Source organism: Neobacillus sp. OS1-2 (assembly GCF_030915505.1).
Classification (GTDB): Bacteria; Bacillota; Bacilli; order Bacillales; family Cytobacillaceae; genus Neobacillus.
Genome location: NZ_CP133265.1, coordinates 980,411 through 995,656 on the forward strand (window position 1 = coordinate 980,411; position 15,246 = coordinate 995,656).

The 15,246-nt window shown below is 41.4% G+C and carries 20 protein-coding genes; 7 read left to right on the forward strand and 13 right to left on the reverse strand.

What is annotated here, in order from left to right; translation table 11 throughout:
- Nucleotides 1-67: 67 nt before the first annotated feature.
- On the reverse strand, nucleotides 68-307 hold the full coding sequence (locus RCG19_RS05095) for a YuzB family protein (protein ID WP_166239419.1): 240 nt from the start codon (nucleotides 305-307) through the stop codon (nucleotides 68-70).
- Nucleotides 308-508: 201 nt separating this feature from the next.
- Here RCG19_RS05095 and RCG19_RS05100 point away from each other — a divergent pair, with 201 nt between their 5' ends.
- Nucleotides 509-1,576, forward strand: coding sequence for an NAD(P)/FAD-dependent oxidoreductase (locus RCG19_RS05100; RefSeq protein ID WP_308109921.1), 1,068 nt, complete (start codon nucleotides 509-511; stop codon nucleotides 1,574-1,576).
- Nucleotides 1,577-1,615: 39 nt separating this feature from the next.
- Here RCG19_RS05100 and RCG19_RS05105 read toward each other — a convergent pair whose 3' ends face one another.
- Nucleotides 1,616-1,942 carry a YuzD family protein gene (locus RCG19_RS05105; protein ID WP_308109922.1) on the reverse strand — a complete coding sequence of 109 codons (327 nt, stop codon included), beginning with the start codon at nucleotides 1,940-1,942 and terminating at the stop codon, nucleotides 1,616-1,618.
- 140 nt (nucleotides 1,943-2,082) lie between these two features.
- On the opposite strand from RCG19_RS05105, the gene RCG19_RS05110 reads away from it, so the two are divergent.
- Entirely contained in the window at nucleotides 2,083-2,319 is a 237-nt protein-coding gene (locus RCG19_RS05110; RefSeq protein ID WP_166239425.1) for a NifU family protein, read from the forward strand.
- Between the two features lie 48 nt (nucleotides 2,320-2,367).
- On the opposite strand, the gene yutH is transcribed toward RCG19_RS05110, so the two are convergent.
- Nucleotides 2,368-3,381 (reverse strand): spore coat putative kinase YutH, encoded by a 1,014-nt coding sequence (gene yutH / locus RCG19_RS05115; RefSeq protein ID WP_166239427.1) that lies wholly within the window; start codon nucleotides 3,379-3,381, stop codon nucleotides 2,368-2,370.
- Nucleotides 3,382-3,548: 167 nt separating this feature from the next.
- Between yutH and RCG19_RS05120 the strand changes: the two genes are divergently transcribed.
- Nucleotides 3,549-4,058 carry a phosphatidylglycerophosphatase A family protein gene (locus RCG19_RS05120; RefSeq protein ID WP_166239429.1) on the forward strand — a complete coding sequence of 170 codons (510 nt, stop codon included), beginning with the start codon at nucleotides 3,549-3,551 and terminating at the stop codon, nucleotides 4,056-4,058.
- 32 nt (nucleotides 4,059-4,090) lie between these two features.
- Here the strand turns inward: RCG19_RS05120 and RCG19_RS05125 are convergent, their stop codons facing one another.
- Together RCG19_RS05125 and RCG19_RS05130 are read right to left on the reverse strand one after the other, a co-directional pair.
- On the reverse strand, nucleotides 4,091-4,855 hold the full coding sequence (locus tag RCG19_RS05125; protein ID WP_308109923.1) for a TIGR01457 family HAD-type hydrolase: 765 nt from the start codon (nucleotides 4,853-4,855) through the stop codon (nucleotides 4,091-4,093).
- A 50-nt stretch (nucleotides 4,856-4,905) separates the two neighbouring features.
- Entirely contained in the window at nucleotides 4,906-5,343 is a 438-nt protein-coding gene (locus RCG19_RS05130; protein WP_308109924.1) for a DUF86 domain-containing protein, read from the reverse strand.
- 157 nt (nucleotides 5,344-5,500) lie between these two features.
- On the opposite strand from RCG19_RS05130, the gene RCG19_RS05135 reads away from it, so the two are divergent.
- Together RCG19_RS05135 and RCG19_RS05140 are read left to right on the forward strand one after the other, a co-directional pair.
- Nucleotides 5,501-5,767, forward strand: coding sequence for a DUF3055 domain-containing protein (locus RCG19_RS05135; protein WP_166239435.1), 267 nt, complete (start codon nucleotides 5,501-5,503; stop codon nucleotides 5,765-5,767).
- Between the two features lie 55 nt (nucleotides 5,768-5,822).
- On the forward strand, nucleotides 5,823-6,110 hold the full coding sequence (locus RCG19_RS05140; protein ID WP_308109925.1) for a cytosolic protein: 288 nt from the start codon (nucleotides 5,823-5,825) through the stop codon (nucleotides 6,108-6,110).
- Nucleotides 6,111-6,139: 29 nt separating this feature from the next.
- Here RCG19_RS05140 and RCG19_RS05145 read toward each other — a convergent pair whose 3' ends face one another.
- Nucleotides 6,140-6,415, reverse strand: a complete 276-nt coding sequence (locus tag RCG19_RS05145; RefSeq protein WP_166239439.1) for a YutD family protein — start codon at nucleotides 6,413-6,415, stop codon at nucleotides 6,140-6,142.
- A gap of 117 nt (nucleotides 6,416-6,532) precedes the next feature.
- On the opposite strand from RCG19_RS05145, the gene RCG19_RS05150 reads away from it, so the two are divergent.
- Complete coding sequence (locus tag RCG19_RS05150) at nucleotides 6,533-7,174, forward strand: YhcN/YlaJ family sporulation lipoprotein (protein ID WP_166239441.1); 642 nt, start codon at nucleotides 6,533-6,535, stop codon at nucleotides 7,172-7,174.
- Between the two features lie 46 nt (nucleotides 7,175-7,220).
- Here RCG19_RS05150 and lipA read toward each other — a convergent pair whose 3' ends face one another.
- Entirely contained in the window at nucleotides 7,221-8,138 is a 918-nt protein-coding gene (lipA, locus tag RCG19_RS05155; RefSeq protein ID WP_166239443.1) for a lipoyl synthase, read from the reverse strand.
- A gap of 292 nt (nucleotides 8,139-8,430) precedes the next feature.
- Between lipA and RCG19_RS05160 the strand changes: the two genes are divergently transcribed.
- On the forward strand, nucleotides 8,431-9,393 hold the full coding sequence (locus RCG19_RS05160; protein ID WP_374049608.1) for a M23 family metallopeptidase: 963 nt from the start codon (nucleotides 8,431-8,433) through the stop codon (nucleotides 9,391-9,393).
- 24 nt (nucleotides 9,394-9,417) lie between these two features.
- Here the strand turns inward: RCG19_RS05160 and yunB are convergent, their stop codons facing one another.
- From yunB to sufB, 6 genes are all read right to left on the reverse strand, one after another.
- Nucleotides 9,418-10,200 (reverse strand): sporulation protein YunB, encoded by a 783-nt coding sequence (gene yunB, locus RCG19_RS05165; RefSeq protein WP_308109927.1) that lies wholly within the window; start codon nucleotides 10,198-10,200, stop codon nucleotides 9,418-9,420.
- 88 nt (nucleotides 10,201-10,288) lie between these two features.
- Nucleotides 10,289-10,591 carry a YunC family protein gene (locus RCG19_RS05170; RefSeq protein WP_308109928.1) on the reverse strand — a complete coding sequence of 101 codons (303 nt, stop codon included), beginning with the start codon at nucleotides 10,589-10,591 and terminating at the stop codon, nucleotides 10,289-10,291.
- Nucleotides 10,592-10,637: 46 nt separating this feature from the next.
- Complete coding sequence (locus RCG19_RS05175) at nucleotides 10,638-12,002, reverse strand: bifunctional metallophosphatase/5'-nucleotidase (protein WP_308109929.1); 1,365 nt, start codon at nucleotides 12,000-12,002, stop codon at nucleotides 10,638-10,640.
- Between the two features lie 9 nt (nucleotides 12,003-12,011).
- A complete protein-coding gene (locus RCG19_RS05180) occupies nucleotides 12,012-12,833 on the reverse strand; it encodes a sulfite exporter TauE/SafE family protein (RefSeq protein ID WP_308109930.1) in 822 nt (273 codons plus the stop codon).
- Between the two features lie 28 nt (nucleotides 12,834-12,861).
- On the reverse strand, nucleotides 12,862-13,707 hold the full coding sequence (locus RCG19_RS05185) for a DUF72 domain-containing protein (protein ID WP_308109931.1): 846 nt from the start codon (nucleotides 13,705-13,707) through the stop codon (nucleotides 12,862-12,864).
- A gap of 139 nt (nucleotides 13,708-13,846) precedes the next feature.
- Complete coding sequence (gene sufB / locus RCG19_RS05190; protein WP_308109932.1) at nucleotides 13,847-15,244, reverse strand: Fe-S cluster assembly protein SufB; 1,398 nt, start codon at nucleotides 15,242-15,244, stop codon at nucleotides 13,847-13,849.
- Nucleotides 15,245-15,246 lie beyond the last annotated feature (2 nt).

A 15,246-nucleotide genomic window follows, 5' to 3' on the forward strand; every position in this document is an offset into this window, starting at 1 on the left:
TATATAAAAAGAGAGCGGTATGCTCCCTTTTTCGTCTAGCTGCAGCGCCTAGGCGCTTCCGCCTTTATTAAAACATTGGATTTTCTTCAAGGTATTGGTAAATGTTATCGACCAGTTCATCTGGTGTGTTTCCGGTTACGACTTCACCGTTAACAAGAGCAAATAGTGTGACGGCACATTTCCCGCAGTACCCAAGGCATCCATATTCAATAATATCCAAGTTAGGATCTTTTTGTAGTTTTTCAAGTGCCCTTTGAGCACCGTTTGCCAAGTTGCTTATACAAAATTCAATGATCGGTTTAAACATGTAATCACCTCTCCACCACTCATTATCCTACTCCATTTAACAGGCTCCGTCAATTATCATAATCATGGCATAAGTGTCAAGAAAAGCATGAAAGATGTTGTTATTTTGACACAATTTAGATATACTCTATTGTGGTTATTAAAACAGAAAAATTATCTATCTATACTTATGAAAACCGGTTAAACGAAGGGGAATAAAAAAATGAAAAACCTTGTCATCCTTGGTGGCGGATATGGCGGGATGAAGATATTAAGCGAACTTCTTCCCAACCATTTACCTGAGGACGTAACGATTTACTTAGTCGACCGCGTCCCCTACCATTGCTTAAAAACAGAGTATTACGCATTAGCTGCTGGCACGATTTCTGATAAGGAAGTACGTGTTGCTTTTCCCGAACATCCCCGTTTGGTGGTAAAGTACGGTGAAGTTACCGGGATCGATACAATTGGTCGAAAAATAAACATGGCGGATGCCGAACCACTTGCCTATGATGACCTAATCATCGGTCTTGGTTGTGAGGATAAGTATCATGGGGTACCGGGTGCAGAACAATTCACCTACAGTATTCAAAGTATTGAAAAAGCCCGTCGCACATACTCTGTGCTAAATAATCTTGGCCCTGGCTCTGTTGTGGGAATTGTTGGTGCCGGCTTAAGCGGGGTTGAATTAGCGAGTGAATTAAGTGAAAGCCGTGAAGACCTGAATATCAAGTTATTTGACCGTGGGAAGCATATTCTTTCGGCCTTTCCGGAGCGGTTAAGTAAATATGTTGAAAATTGGTTTGTTCGTAACAATGTTGAGATTATTAATAATTCCAATATTACCAAGGTGGAAGAAAATCGAATCTATAATCATGATGAACCTATTGATTGTGATGTCATTGTTTGGACAGCAGGCATTCAGGCCAATAAAATTGCCCGTGACATGGATGGTGAAAAAGATCGGTCAGGTAGGCTGATCGTAACCAAGCACCATCATCTCCCTAGTGATGAACATATTTTTATCGTTGGTGACTGTGCCAGCTCCCCACATGCCCCTAGTGCGCAACTAGCGGAAGGACAAGCAGAACAAATCTCTGAGGTATTGAAGAAACGCTGGAACGGGGAACCAGTACCTGAAAGCTTCCCTCCAATTAAATTAAAAGGTGTTCTTGGCTCTCTCGGGAAAAAACAAGGCTTTGGGATGATGGCAGATCGTGCTATCACAGGACGTGTCGCCCGGATGTTAAAATCAGGGATCTTGTGGATGTATAAGTTTCATAATGGATAATAAAAAGAAGAAGCATTCCGTCAAGAATGCCTCTTCTTTTTACATTGCTCTATACCCATACTTCTCAAGTTCAGCAAAAATGGTTTTTAACCGCGGGTTGCCTTCGCCGACGATTTTATCTTTAATGACGACGACAGGGTAAAACATGTCCTCATCGATTACTCTTTGGGCGAAAGATACTTTTTCACTCTCACCTGTTGGCTGTTGAATATCCACATACGTCATCTTAAACGGTTGTTCTGGGAATTTTCTAGCAATCGCTGCTTCCAGCCATTCAAATGTTTCTTTGGAAGAAGGTAAATTCACACAGCTTGGGCATAGAGTTTGTGCCCCATAAAGAACAATTTCCACTTCATTGCTATTCATAAAAATCATTCCTGTCGTTTTTCTTTCATTTTACTATAAATACTAGGGAAATGTATGTAAATGTGTATTTTCCTAATTTCTGAGAATGGATTTTTGCCACGGATGACATTATAATGTAAGTAGGAAAGGAGTCGATTAACATGGAAGAACAAGAAATGTTTGGGCAAGTTCAAGAAGTATTAGATAAATTACGTCCATTTCTTCTTCGCGATGGCGGGGATTGCGAATTAGTAGATGTAGAGGATGGTATTGTTAAGCTCCGCTTGCTTGGTGCCTGTGGTACCTGCCCAAGCTCTACAATCACATTAAAAGCCGGCATTGAAAGGGCTCTTTTAGAAGAAGTCCCTGGTGTTGTGGAAGTAGAACAAGTATTCTAATGAATGTAATTCAAAGCGATTGCCACAAAAGGCAATCGCTTTATTTATTTAACCAAAAAGCCACTCCAGCTGTGGCAAATTCAACTGTTTAACCGGCGCACCCGAGAGTTGAAAGAATCCGGCCAAGAACCGCTCATATTCACTTGATTGCCGTAAAATCTTACTTAACCTTTCCTCCAACACCTTTTTTTCCTGTTCAGAACGGGTGATATAATAGCTCTCAACGCAATCAAAATAATGCAGTGGAAAAACAAGTCGTGAATAGAGTAACCGCCATGAAAAGGACGATAATGGTGAGATGCTTTGGTACTCCTCGAAAAACTGCCTTAATTCTACATCGTACGTTTGGATATTGCGAAAATACCTCTCCCTTGTCCACTCAGCCAAATCACGGCTTCGATGGTCAAAAACCCAGTCAAACGGATTTTTAATCGTGTATTGATTATGGGGCCCCCATGTTTTATGGGTAAAACGTTCATGACAAACGGTCCCGCTATCCGTTTCTAACGGTTCATCATCAATCTCCGTGTCAACTAAATATTGAATCGCATTTTCTGTTAGTCCAAGGTAATAGGGAAAAGAGTCAATAAACATCCGTTCAAACTCATCTTCAGGTGTTTGAAAGAGGAGGCCATTCCAAACTCCCTCCATTTGCTCCAGGCGCCTTTCCCATAAAGCCTTCCATTCCCCAATCCTGCTTGAACGTTCTATTTGGAAAGGAACCCTTCGGCCCCGCTCATGGAATTTAGCCAGCTTCCGTCCCAATTTCATTTTCCTTTGCTCTTCCATCTGCCGGTTAGCTAATACGCAGTACTTATTTTGTTCCCAGGTTGTAATTAGCTGTCCTTCCTTTGACGGCAAAAAGATCGGAACATGTTGGTCACCATAATTTCGTAAATGCTCCGCAATTTTTTCAAGCTCGGTAATATCAGCCTCTTCCTTACCTGTCGGGCTTGAAATTAAATACAGCCAGCCATTGCCTCTCAGTGCGTCATAAGCATCTAATTTTACATACTCTTCTACTGTGATCCCATATTGGTTTTCAAGCATTTTTTGAAGCATCTATAGTCCCACCTTTTTTCAGACCTTCTCTATTGTCATGTATATGTATCGATTTCAAAAAACTTGTTGTTTTTCAAAGAGTACGCCTAGTTTAAATAGGATTTTTCCCTTTAATATTGCATAGAGTATATATATAGTGGAAATCCAAAGAAAAGGGGATTATCGAAATGGCAGACGACAAAAAAGTGGACCTATCCGAAGAAACCGCACGCAGATGGCTAAAGGAACGTGGCGTTGAAATCCAGGATATGGCCGATTTAGTCTTCTTTTTACAGGAAAAATATCACAAGAATTTAAAAATGGAAGATTGCATCGCGAACGTGGAACGTGTCCTTTCGAAACGTGAGGTTCAAAATGCCATCCTAACAGGGATCCAGCTTGATATGCTCGCTGAAAAAGGGTTGCTGGAAGAGCCTTTGCAATCCATCATCGGAACAGATGAAAGTCTCTACGGAGTCGACGAAATCTTGGCCTTTTCGATTGTGAATGTATATGGTTCCATTGGATTCACCAATTATGGATACATCGATAAACTAAAGCCGGGGATTTTAGCGCATTTAAATGATAAATCAACAGGGGAATGCCATACCTTTTTAGATGATATTGTTGGGGCGATTGCCGCTGCCGCTTCAAGCAGACTTGCACATAGGGCAGCTAGGGCTGAAAAAGAAAAATAGTAAAAGGGATGGGCGAAGAACCCATCCCTTTGTCATATTTCCCACTCATCTAATGAATCAATCGAATACGTCGGCATCCGGTCGTAACCGGCCAGCAATTCTTTTGTCGTGACACCCGTATGAACCAATAAAGTATCCAAACCAGCATTCATTCCCGCTAGAATATCGGTATCATAATAATCACCGACCATTAACGTGTCCTCTTTAGCCGTTCCTAACACCTTTAATGCCTGTTCCATAATAATCGATTCCGGCTTACCAATGAAAATCGGCTTTGTTTGGGTAGAAACAGTGATGACCGATGTCAGTGATCCGTTACCAGGCAAGAGTCCTCTTTCGGTAGGAATAGCGATATCACCATTTGTGGAAATAAACGTCGCCCCATTGCGGACAGCCAGGCATGCAACCGCTAATTTTTCATAGCTAATTTCACGGTCAATCCCGACCACGACATAGTCAGCATCGACGCCAGCAAATTGCAATCCCTTCTCTTCAATCGCTGTTCGAACCCCCTCTTCGCCAATTACATAAACAGTAGCATCATTCTTCCGTTCATAAATATAATTAGCTGTTGCCTGGCTCGTTGTAAAAACCAGTTTTTCCTCTGCGGGAATATCAAAGTCTTTAAGCTTTTCAACCACCTGTAGCGGGGTTCTTGATGAATTATTGGTCACAAATAAGTAAGGGATTCCTTGATCCCGTAGCTTTTTAACAAAGTCAGATGCCGCTTCAATCCGCTCTGTTCCTTTATACATCGTTCCATCTAGATCAATTAAATAGCCTTTATATTTTTTCAAGCTATATCACTCCTAAAAGTCTTTCTCATAGTAAAAAGACCGCTCTCCGGTCAATTTTTAAACGCTGAAACCGGCCCTAATTCATTTATGAGATAATCGCGGACATTTGCTGAAAAACCCGCTAATTCTGGCAGGTACTTTGAAAATTGTTCCTGAAGGTCGCGATGATCAATTTCAATGTAATCCTGGACAAGCATCTTTCGATAGTGAATGAGAATTTTAAAATGGGCGCCTGTTTCAGCTGTGATTACTTTCTCATCGATTAAAATGTCAATAATATCTTCATAACTACCCGGGTCCCGCATAATAAAACCATCAATCATGGCATTTCCAACATCCAGCACTGCTTCAAGCATCATTTGGCATAAGCGCTCTAATGCTGCCAGTTCTAGCGGTGTAGACCAGTTCTTTTGGCCGTGAAAGAGATTAATTAGCTTTTCTAAATAGTGCAATGTCGCTTCAATTTTTTCCCTGTCAACAAAATACATCCTGCCCACTTCCCTCTATGTAGTCATTCCTTTTTTATTGTAACATAATCCTGAAATGGTTCGTATTTTTCCGCCAGCAGAAATCAGTGAAACATGCCTCTAAATTTGTTACTATAGAGAAGATTGTACCAGTTCAAACCACAAAGGAGACCATTTCATGTCAGAACGCTATTATTTATACGATGATACAGAGGATACAAAAACAAGATTTATCAGCTTTGTTGGTGAAAACCAGCGCTTTGATTTAGCCATTGTTCAAACTAACCGCCATTACGGGAAGAGTCTTGTTCTAGATATGCAGGGCAATCGCTTTGCGATCATTGGACCGGATGATCTTGAGGAAGAGGGTTATTTAGAATTTGCCTTTCAATTAAACGAGGAAGATGCTGAGGAACTACGATCGTTCTTAACTGAAATCATCTAATCCACACATGATTTTCACCCCTGCTTGCAATACTAAAGGCTAAAGGAGTGAAAGCATGGGAACTAAAGACTCTGAAAACTATACGGAATTATCGAATGTGGAAAAACAACATAATTACCTTACAGCACAAGAATTTCCTGAAGGCCCGTTCGGTTCACCCATCAGGAAAGATGAACCAGTGCAAAATAAGAGTACACCTTGGGAAGAAGGCCAGCGAAGATACAGCGCCTATAATTGGGAGTTTAAATCACTGCACCAGGATAAGCCACGGCAAATGGAGGGTTCGCATCCGCCTCATGATGATCCGGATACAGATATACAGGAACCATATTCAGAGGCGTAGAAAAGAAGGATCAGGAAACCTGATCCTTCTTATTTTTTTACCTTTTTTAGTACAAAATACGCACAGCCAAAATTGCAGTATTCATATAGGTACTCATTTAGTGTGCTAATTTTTGTATCAAATGTAGCTTTTTGGTTTTGATCGTCGAAAAAACCCTTTAGGCGCAGCTGCCCATAGCCCCAATCACCAATAATATAATCATACCTCGTTAAAATATCACTATACCTGGCTTTAAAGGCTTCTTCGTTATATCCATTTCGATATTCCTGCAAAATTTCATATGCCGTATTGTTGATAACAATCATCTTAACTCACCTCATTTAACCCAGCAATTACCTAATATCCATTATAACCGATTCCCCATCAATTACTAAGAAAAAAAATCCTTCCTTTGGCCATTCTAATAAAAGGAGGTGTTGAAATTGAAAAAACTGATTTTAATCGCCGGATTGTGTGCAATCACCGCACTAACCGGATGTTCAAAGGATAATGCAAACCAAGATATTTATGAAGAAAGCGGCAACACCATTAACGTTAATAATAAAAGACATGAGCTCTACAACGAAGGTGCAAGTCGGGGGATTCGTAATGTCAGCAACAATTATGGCTTTGTCCGCCATCAAAAGAGTCCTGTGATGAATGATAATACGGCAAACAATCATTATGCTGCATTGGACCGAGAGCAAGTCGCTAACATTATAAGCAAGTACAGTACGTCTATTCCCCATGTCAATGACGTGGCAACACTTGTCACAGACCAAGAAGTGTTAATTGCCTATGATACCGATTCAAAGGATCGCAACCTAACAGCCGACCAGGTAAAACAGACCGCTATGTCAGTTGTACCTAGATATTACCACGTTTATATCACAGATAATAAAGTATTGATGCGTGATGTCGAAAATCTGGCTAATACCGATTCAAACGGTAAGAATGCCCGCAATTTAGTCACTGGGCTCATTACGCAAATGAAAAAGTCTCCACAAGGTACGAGGGTAAATCCGAGTGAAGATGAAAATGGTCTGACACCGGATGATCATACCACTAATCGGACAAATCGCTAAAAGAAAGAGTTCAACCCTTTTATTATTCAGGGTTGAACTCTTTTTATTACGCTTCTTTTGCTTCTTTTTCGCCAAGAAGTTGCTTGTGCTTTGCTGCAGCATTAACTTGTTCATCGGCATGATAAGATGAGCGAACAAGCGGGCCTGCTTGACAGTGGCTAAAGCCTTTACTCATCGCAATTTGCTGGAATTCTGCAAATTCATCAGGACTATAGTATTTTTCTACCTTTAAATGACTTCTTGAAGGTTGTAGGTATTGACCAATCGTCATAATATCCACATTGTTAGCCCGTAAATCATCCATTACTTCCAAAATTTCTTCTTTTGTTTCACCAAGGCCGATCATTAAGCTTGATTTAGTGGGAATGCTTGGCTCCATTTCCTTCGCACGACGGAGAAACTCAAGTGAACGATCATATTTCGCACGTGCTCTGACTCTTGGGGTTAATCGTCTTGTCGTTTCAATATTATGATTCAAGATATCTGGCTTTGCATCCATCAACATTTTTAAATTTTCTTCTTTACCGCCCATATCTGAAGGAAGTACCTCAATGCTAGTAAACGGATTTTTCCGGCGAATCGCACGTACTGTTTCGGCAAACACCGCAGCACCGCCGTCTTTTAAATCATCACGAGCTACTGCTGTCACGACGACATGTTTTAGGTTCATCAATTGAACAGAGTCAGCCACTCTTTCTGGCTCTTGCCAATCAAGTTCTGTAGGCAGTCCTGTTTTTACCGCACAGAAGCGGCAAGCGCGCGTGCAGGTATCTCCAAGAATCATAAAGGTTGCGGTACGTCTTTCAGCCCAGCATTCGTGAATATTTGGGCAGCGGGCCTCCTCACAAACCGTATGAAGATTTTTCTCCCGCATCATTTTCTTTAAGCCCGTATACGTCTCATTCGTGTTCAACTTTATTTTCAGCCACTCCGGCTTACGTAAAATTTCTTCATTTTTGCTCATAATTACACCCCTTAAATCCAATTATGTACGTTGTCACTTTATCATACTGCGATAGGAACGACAAGCCAACAGACCATTTTGAATTGGAGCTGAAGCTTTTACTAGGATTCCGCCAACATTTGTGGGAATTCCGCCAAACTTGCGATTAATTCCGCCAATCTCTTCCGTGTAACTTTTTTGATTACCAATTATTATCTCTAATGAAAAAGCTAAATCATCATAAACTAACCTTGTACATTAATTGGAAGGAGGATTCCTGGTGCGAGCTGTTCTCATTATAGGAACTATCCTTATATTACTTACCTCACCATTGTCTGTCAGGGATGCTCATGCTAAAGAAGCCCCCGATCCCTATCTGGAAAGAATGAAGCTATATAAAAAAGTGGAAACAGTAACCCAAATTCCTTGGTACTATTTAGCGGCTATCGATCAATATGAAAGAAGTATCCGTTTTGCTCGCCGCGATTTACCAAAACCGGAAAGTACCATTTCCATTTATTTTAGGCCAGAACAATGGGCGGGTTTAACGAATCCTAATCCTTCTGAAGAAAATCCAGCCATCATTCAGTTTTTTAATGGGATCGGTGTTGATGGGGATGGGGATGGAAAAGCGAGTTTAAAAAATGATGAGGATGTTTTATATGCGTTCGCCCATTATCTTCTTTCATACGGGGTGGACCAGGATAATATTAAAATCGGTTTATGGAATTACTATCATCGCGATAAATCAGTACGTATTATCACAGGAAAAGCTAAAATTTATCGCCAGTTTGGCAGGCTTGATTTAGATAAACAGGTCTTTCCCGTGCCGCTTTATAGCAATCACAGCTATCGCAGTACCTGGGGCGATGCCCGCGGCTGGGGCGGTAGAAGAATCCATGAAGGGACCGATATCTTTGCAGGCTACGGGGTACCCGTACGTGCCACCAGCTATGGGATTATTGAAATGAAAGGCTGGAATAAGTTTGGCGGCTGGAGAATTGGGATCCGTGACATTAATAATACGTATCATTACTTTGCACATTTGAGCGGGTTTGCCAAGGATTTAAAGGTTGGCCAAGTGGTTGAGCCGGGATTGGTCATTGGCGGTGTTGGCAGCTCTGGATATGGCCCTCCAGGAACATCCGGTAAATTCCCTCCACATCTACATTACGGAATGTATAAGGACAATGGGATCAGCGAATGGTCATTCGATCCTTATCCACATTTAGCTAAATGGAAGCGGCTTGAGCGGATGAATATGAAACGGAAATAGGACTGTCCATGAAGGATAGTCCTTTTAATTCTCTGATTTTTTTGTTTCTGATTTCTTTTCTGGAAGTTGTATGGATGGTGTGATCCCGCCACCACTGTTATAGAATTGTGGAACTTCCCCTTCCACTAATCGGCCACCAACCGGAATACTTTGTTTTAACTTGGTAATTTTTGTTGCAAATGGAGTGATAATTTGAACAGACACTTCGATTTCAACAGAGACTTGAATCCAGACACTATTAATGCCCATTTCTTTAGGTACAATATGGACATCCGGCTCGACTTCACCAATCGCATGGAATTTCACCGGAATTTTTGGCCCAATATTCCCTAGTAATGAAATATTGGTGGCCTGGCCTAATGGCACATACCAAACAATCCCATCTTCTTTTCCGGTATTTTCTGTTTCAATCTCTACATCTGATTCTAATAATGCTATATCCCCCTTCTTTGCTGTTTTCAAATTCCTTTGAATTTGGGCAGTGGTTTCTGCCAATACCCGATTGATTAAATCTGTATTCAATTCGGCGTTTTGTTTTTTTCCATCACTGCTTTCCGTTATTTTTATAACCTCATTATTATCTCCTACATTGGTTGTCCGTTTGGTAATGGCTCTATTAATAACAAGAGAAGCGATATTCCGTGTTTCCGTTTCAGCATATCTCATCAGTGTCGGTTCTAATCCTTTGTTTACAAGCACCAAACCGGTTGCTGTGGAGAAAAGGAAAAAGACCAATGTCAGGAGCATCACATAGCGGAATGGCAAAGGTCCCCGTTTGAAAAACCGCCGCCCTCTAAACTTTGCCAACTAAATCCCCCCCTTCAAGCTATATGTATGCTTGTAAAAGGGGAACTAGCCCAACTAGCTAAAAAAGCTTGCTTTCGTAAGCAAGCTTTTACACCATTTTCAACAAGGCATCTTTACCAATCATGCCTTGATGAATCCCTAATTCCTCTGCCTCTAACGTGACTGATTCTAATGGGGCATTTAGGAGTTGTTCTATCGTTCTGACTCCGACGGCACGGCCAGCAATGATTTTGCGATCCTTTAATTTTTCATTTAATAGGCTAACATCTAAAGCACCGCACATAATATATCCTTTATCATTTGATACCGTTAAAAGGGTGGTTTTAGGAAGTAACACGGTAACAGCCAAAAAAGTATGGCCGTCAATTTCAATTGGTGAAAGTTCAATCAAAGGTCCCACACTCCTTTCCTCACTATCAAAGTATGATAACAAAGGACTAAGCGTATGGGCTTGAAGGCGGCTGAAGCTTCCATTTTATTAAATCCCGTAAAAATTCCGGCAGAAAATAGTGCTTCTGCTTGTGAGGTAATACTTCTTTGAAAAAATGACCAAAGGTAAACATATCCGGCAGGGCTAACGTATAGGTTTTCCCATACACAATTTCACTGCCATTCACAAAAACGGTATTCTTTTCGAAACGAATGCCATCATAAACAAACACGCCTAAAACGGTTCCTCTAAAACCAAGGCCTTTAATTTGTTTATGTGGTAATGTCTCGTCTCTTGTTTGGAAAAGTACGGTTTGTAATTCCAGCCCCGTCAATTCCACCACACACGGATTAATCGGATGTGGACAAACCTCTAGTAAATCATAGTTAGTGACCTCACCAGCTAATGTTCCAAGCAAGAGCCCAGCATTGATCATGGCACAATCGGCATTGCACCACTCCCTCAGTGTCTGGGAAAGCAATTTTGAAAAATTTGTTTCACGAAAAGAGTCATGAACCAATGGCTCACGAAGTGTTGCAACCGGTTTGTTTAACATTTCTTTCCCTTTGTTTATAAAAGAAAGGATTTGTTCCTGTTCGTTTTTTATCATGGGGAGGTCAATAAAGTCATATAGAATAGCTTCCTTATTCGTAACCGTTTTTTGGTCATTCAGAGTGATCAGGACCTCACCAACATAGTAACCATACTTTCCCGCAGCACCAAGCAGGGTATCACCCACTTGCATTCCTTTTTCGAAAAAGTGGTGCGTATGGGCACCTAAAATCACATCGATTTCCGGAAACTCCATCGCAATCCGGGCATCCTCATTTTTACCAAGATGGGACAGTAAGATGATGAAATCTGCTTCCTCTTTTAATGGTGTGAGCCATTTTTTCAGCTCTGGTAGCGGTTCTGTCAACTTCCAGCCAAGCAATTCGTATAGTTGGGGAAACGGGGCCGTGAGTCCAATTACACCGATTCGCGTTCCCTTTTTTGTCTGATAAATCCTATATGGTTTTACCCACTCCGGATAGAGACCATCTTTTTTATACAGGTTAGCAACCAGTACATCAAAAGCAGCATCATCGTATAGCTGGTCTAAATCTTCATATGGGAGGTTAACCCCCTCATTGTTTCCAATCGTAACCGCCGTATAATGGGCATCATTTAATAGGGTAATGTTTCCCTGTCCTTTTGTTGCCTCTGTTAACGGATGCCAGCGATCAAGAAAATCACCGATATCAAACAGAAAAACATCCTCTTCTTGTTGTAGGTGAAGGGCATTCTTTTGGTTTAAAAATTGTTGTATTCGCGGCCAATGTTCTAAGTGACTATGGAGATCATTTGTATGATAAAGATGGATTGTTTCCATTTTTCACCCTTACCCTGTAATCCCTTGATAAATCAACCGGACAGCGACCACAACAAGGATGATTCTGATAATCAGGACAATCGTTTTGCTCTTTAGTTTTGAATTTAATAATACGCCTACCTTTGCACCAATCCAAGCGCCAGGTATTAATGCCAGCGCATAAAGCCAATTCACATTTCCCAAAGTAATATGGGTGATCGAGCTAAGGATGGCCGTCGGTAAAATCATAAACATGGATGTCGCCGTTGCCACATGCGGTGGAAAGAAAAACAGTAAAATCATTGTGGGTACCATTAGCGAGCCGCCGCCGATCCCAAAAATTCCTGATAAAAATCCAACAATGAAGGAAATGATGATGGCAGTGATTGGACTAAAACCATATTCGAAGGTCTTGCCGCTATTGTCAGTAAAGCTGCGAACAATACCCTTATCTTTTCTGTACGGAAGCGGCCTTAATTTGTCTTTGACCACCATAACAATGGAAACAAAAAGAATAAAGACACCAAAGTAAATATTGAACGAGTGTAAATCTAATTTTTCCGTTACCCAGGCACCAAGGATGCTACCCGGTCCACTGCCGATCAGAAAGATCAAACCACTTTTATAATCCACTGTTTTGTGTTTCATATAGGCTAACGTCGAAGATAGCCCGGTAAAAATCATCGTAAATAGGGAGGTCCCCACAACGACCTGTGGTGTGAGGTGGCTAAATGTTGATAATGTTGCTAAGTATAGCAAGGCAGGAACAACAATGATGCCTCCCCCCATGCCGATCAACGACCCTAATGAGCTCGCAAGCAGCCCGACTAAAACTAATATAATCCATTCCATATATTCTCACCTTCTACTGTCTGTCTTCTTAAAATAAATCTAACTGCCTTGGTGCGAGTCCTTCGTATTCTATTTGTAAAAGATTCATCATTTCTTTAGCGTTGTCCGCTGCATCGCCGCCGGAGTTGTTGTTAAACAGGAGATAGACGTTTTCGGTCTCCAAGGCCAATCTTTGTATATGATCCACCCATTCTGCCAGCTCTTGCTGCTTATAGCGATAAAGGTAGCGAACTTCACGCCAGTTTTCAGCAGTCCGCTTTTGCCAGCCATGGACGTTACGGCCGTGAAATCTGATAAGTACATCGTGGGGGTCAATCCCCTCAAGTACCATTGGAATCGATCCTTCGCCGGATTGGGGCTCATCACAAATGCTGTGAAGCCATTTTTCTGTTTTCATAAACTCAAGCGTTTGTTGGCGATATAACGGTGTAAACCATGATTGGTGCCGAAACTCTAACGCACAGGGAATGTCGTCCATTTGACGTTTACACCATTTTAAATAATCAACATTTTCACGTTTACATGAAAACCACGGCGGAAATTGAAATAAGACCATGGCTAATTTATTGTGTTGTATGTATGGTTCCAGTGAATCTTTATAGGCTGCGAACATTGCTTGTTTCGTTTCAAAAGGAATTTCGCCACGTTGATGACCCGTCATTCCTTGGTAGGCTTTTACGATAAACTGGAAGCTCTCTGGGGTTTCAGTGACCCATTTTTCAGCATTTCTTGTTGGCGGAATCGCGTAAAAGGCCGTATCTACTTCAACAATTGGAAAATGACCTGCATATACCTTTAGCTTATCACGTGGCGGAGTTTGATTCGGATATAAGCTATCATGGTCGCCCCAGCCTGTTACACCGATATAGATCAAGAAACTCACCTCTATTTATTAATAATAGCAGTAAATTACCCTTATACGCTAGTAAACGAATGCTATCCGACAGTAACCCGCAACCAGACGCAAAAACCCGCCTGCCAACGCAGCAAGCGGGTAAATTTTTCAATAAATATTAACCGATGGAACCTTCCATCTCAAACTTGATAAGACGATTCATCTCAACGGCGTATTCCATTGGTAATTCTTTTGTAAATGGCTCGATGAAGCCCATAACAATCATCTCAGTTGCTTCCTGCTCAGAGATGCCGCGGCTCATCAAGTAGAAGAGCTGCTCTTCGGAAACTTTCGAAACCTTCGCTTCATGCTCAAGAGAAATATTGTTATTTAATACTTCGTTGTATGGAATGGTATCTGATGTAGATAGATTATCCATAATCAACGTATCACACTCGATGTTAGAACGGGCACCATCGGCTTTGCGTCCAAAATGGACCAATCCGCGATAGTTTGTTTGTCCGCCATGCTTGGAAATAGACTTAGAAACAATGGTCGAAGATGTATTTGGAGCTAAGTGAATCATCTTAGAACCCGTGTCTTGGACTTGGCCTTTGCCTGCAATCGCAATCGATAATGTCATGCCGCGGGCACCTTCACCCTTCAGAATAACCGCCGGATATTTCATGGTTAACTTGGAACCGATATTCCCGTCGACCCATTCCATTGTCGCATTTGCTTCGCAGACAGTCCGCTTCGTTACAAGGTTATAAACATTGTTTGCCCAGTTTTGAATCGTTGTATAACGGCAGTAACCGCCTTTTTTAACGATAATTTCAACAACGGCGCTGTGAAGGGAGTTTGTTGTATAAACGGGTGCTGTACAGCCCTCTACATAGTGTACACTTGCCCCTTCATCCACGATGATCAATGTTCTTTCAAATTGTCCCATATTCTCAGAGTTAATCCGGAAATAGGCTTGTAACGGTGTATCCACCTTAATACCTGGTGGCACATAAATGAACGAGCCGCCGGACCAAACCGCAGAGTTTAATGCTGCGAATTTATTATCCGTTGGCGGAATCACCTTTGCCCAGTGCTCACGGAAAATATCTTCATTCTCGCGTAATGCAGAATCTGTATCCTTGAAGACGATTCCTAATTCTTCCAGATCCTCTTTCATATTATGGTATACTACCTCTGATTCATATTGAGCTGACACACCGGAAAGATACTTTTGCTCCGCTTCAGGAATCCCGAGTTTATCAAAGGTGGCTTTAATTTCATCCGGAACTTGATCCCATGATTTCTCAGACTTTTCAGAAGGCTTAACATAATAGGTTATTTCATCAAAGTTTAATGAGTTTAAATCCCCGCCCCATTGCGGCATCGGTTTGCTGTAAAAAATTTCAAGTGATTTCAAGCGGAAATCCAGCATCCACTGTGGTTCTTTTTTCATTTTAGAAATTTCTTCGACAATCTCACGTGTTAAACCACGTTTTGATCGGAATATGGAAACGTCTTTATCGGCAAAACCATATTTATAATCACCGATCTCAGGCATTTTTTTTGCCATCG

What these genes read in the sequence shown, in the direction of transcription:
- RCG19_RS05095 (WP_166239419.1), bottom strand. Translation starts at nt 307, where the DNA reads ATGTTTAAACCGATCATTGAATTTTGTATAAGCAACTTGGCAAACGGT.
- RCG19_RS05100 (WP_308109921.1), top strand. Translation starts at nt 509, where the DNA reads ATGAAAAACCTTGTCATCCTTGGTGGCGGATATGGCGGGATGAAGATA.
- RCG19_RS05105 (WP_308109922.1), bottom strand. Translation starts at nt 1,942, where the DNA reads ATGAATAGCAATGAAGTGGAAATTGTTCTTTATGGGGCACAAACTCTA.
- RCG19_RS05110 (WP_166239425.1), top strand. Translation starts at nt 2,083, where the DNA reads ATGGAAGAACAAGAAATGTTTGGGCAAGTTCAAGAAGTATTAGATAAA.
- yutH (WP_166239427.1), bottom strand. Translation starts at nt 3,381, where the DNA reads ATGCTTCAAAAAATGCTTGAAAACCAATATGGGATCACAGTAGAAGAG.
- RCG19_RS05120 (WP_166239429.1), top strand. Translation starts at nt 3,549, where the DNA reads ATGGCAGACGACAAAAAAGTGGACCTATCCGAAGAAACCGCACGCAGA.
- RCG19_RS05130 (WP_308109924.1), bottom strand. Translation starts at nt 5,343, where the DNA reads ATGTATTTTGTTGACAGGGAAAAAATTGAAGCGACATTGCACTATTTA.
- RCG19_RS05135 (WP_166239435.1), top strand. Translation starts at nt 5,501, where the DNA reads ATGTCAGAACGCTATTATTTATACGATGATACAGAGGATACAAAAACA.
- RCG19_RS05140 (WP_308109925.1), top strand. Translation starts at nt 5,823, where the DNA reads ATGGGAACTAAAGACTCTGAAAACTATACGGAATTATCGAATGTGGAA.
- RCG19_RS05145 (WP_166239439.1), bottom strand. Translation starts at nt 6,415, where the DNA reads ATGATTGTTATCAACAATACGGCATATGAAATTTTGCAGGAATATCGA.
- lipA (WP_166239443.1), bottom strand. Translation starts at nt 8,138, where the DNA reads ATGAGCAAAAATGAAGAAATTTTACGTAAGCCGGAGTGGCTGAAAATA.
- RCG19_RS05175 (WP_308109929.1), bottom strand. Translation starts at nt 12,002, where the DNA reads ATGGAAACAATCCATCTTTATCATACAAATGATCTCCATAGTCACTTA.
- RCG19_RS05180 (WP_308109930.1), bottom strand. Translation starts at nt 12,833, where the DNA reads ATGGAATGGATTATATTAGTTTTAGTCGGGCTGCTTGCGAGCTCATTA.
- sufB (WP_308109932.1), bottom strand. Translation starts at nt 15,244, where the DNA reads ATGGCAAAAAAAATGCCTGAGATCGGTGATTATAAATATGGTTTTGCC.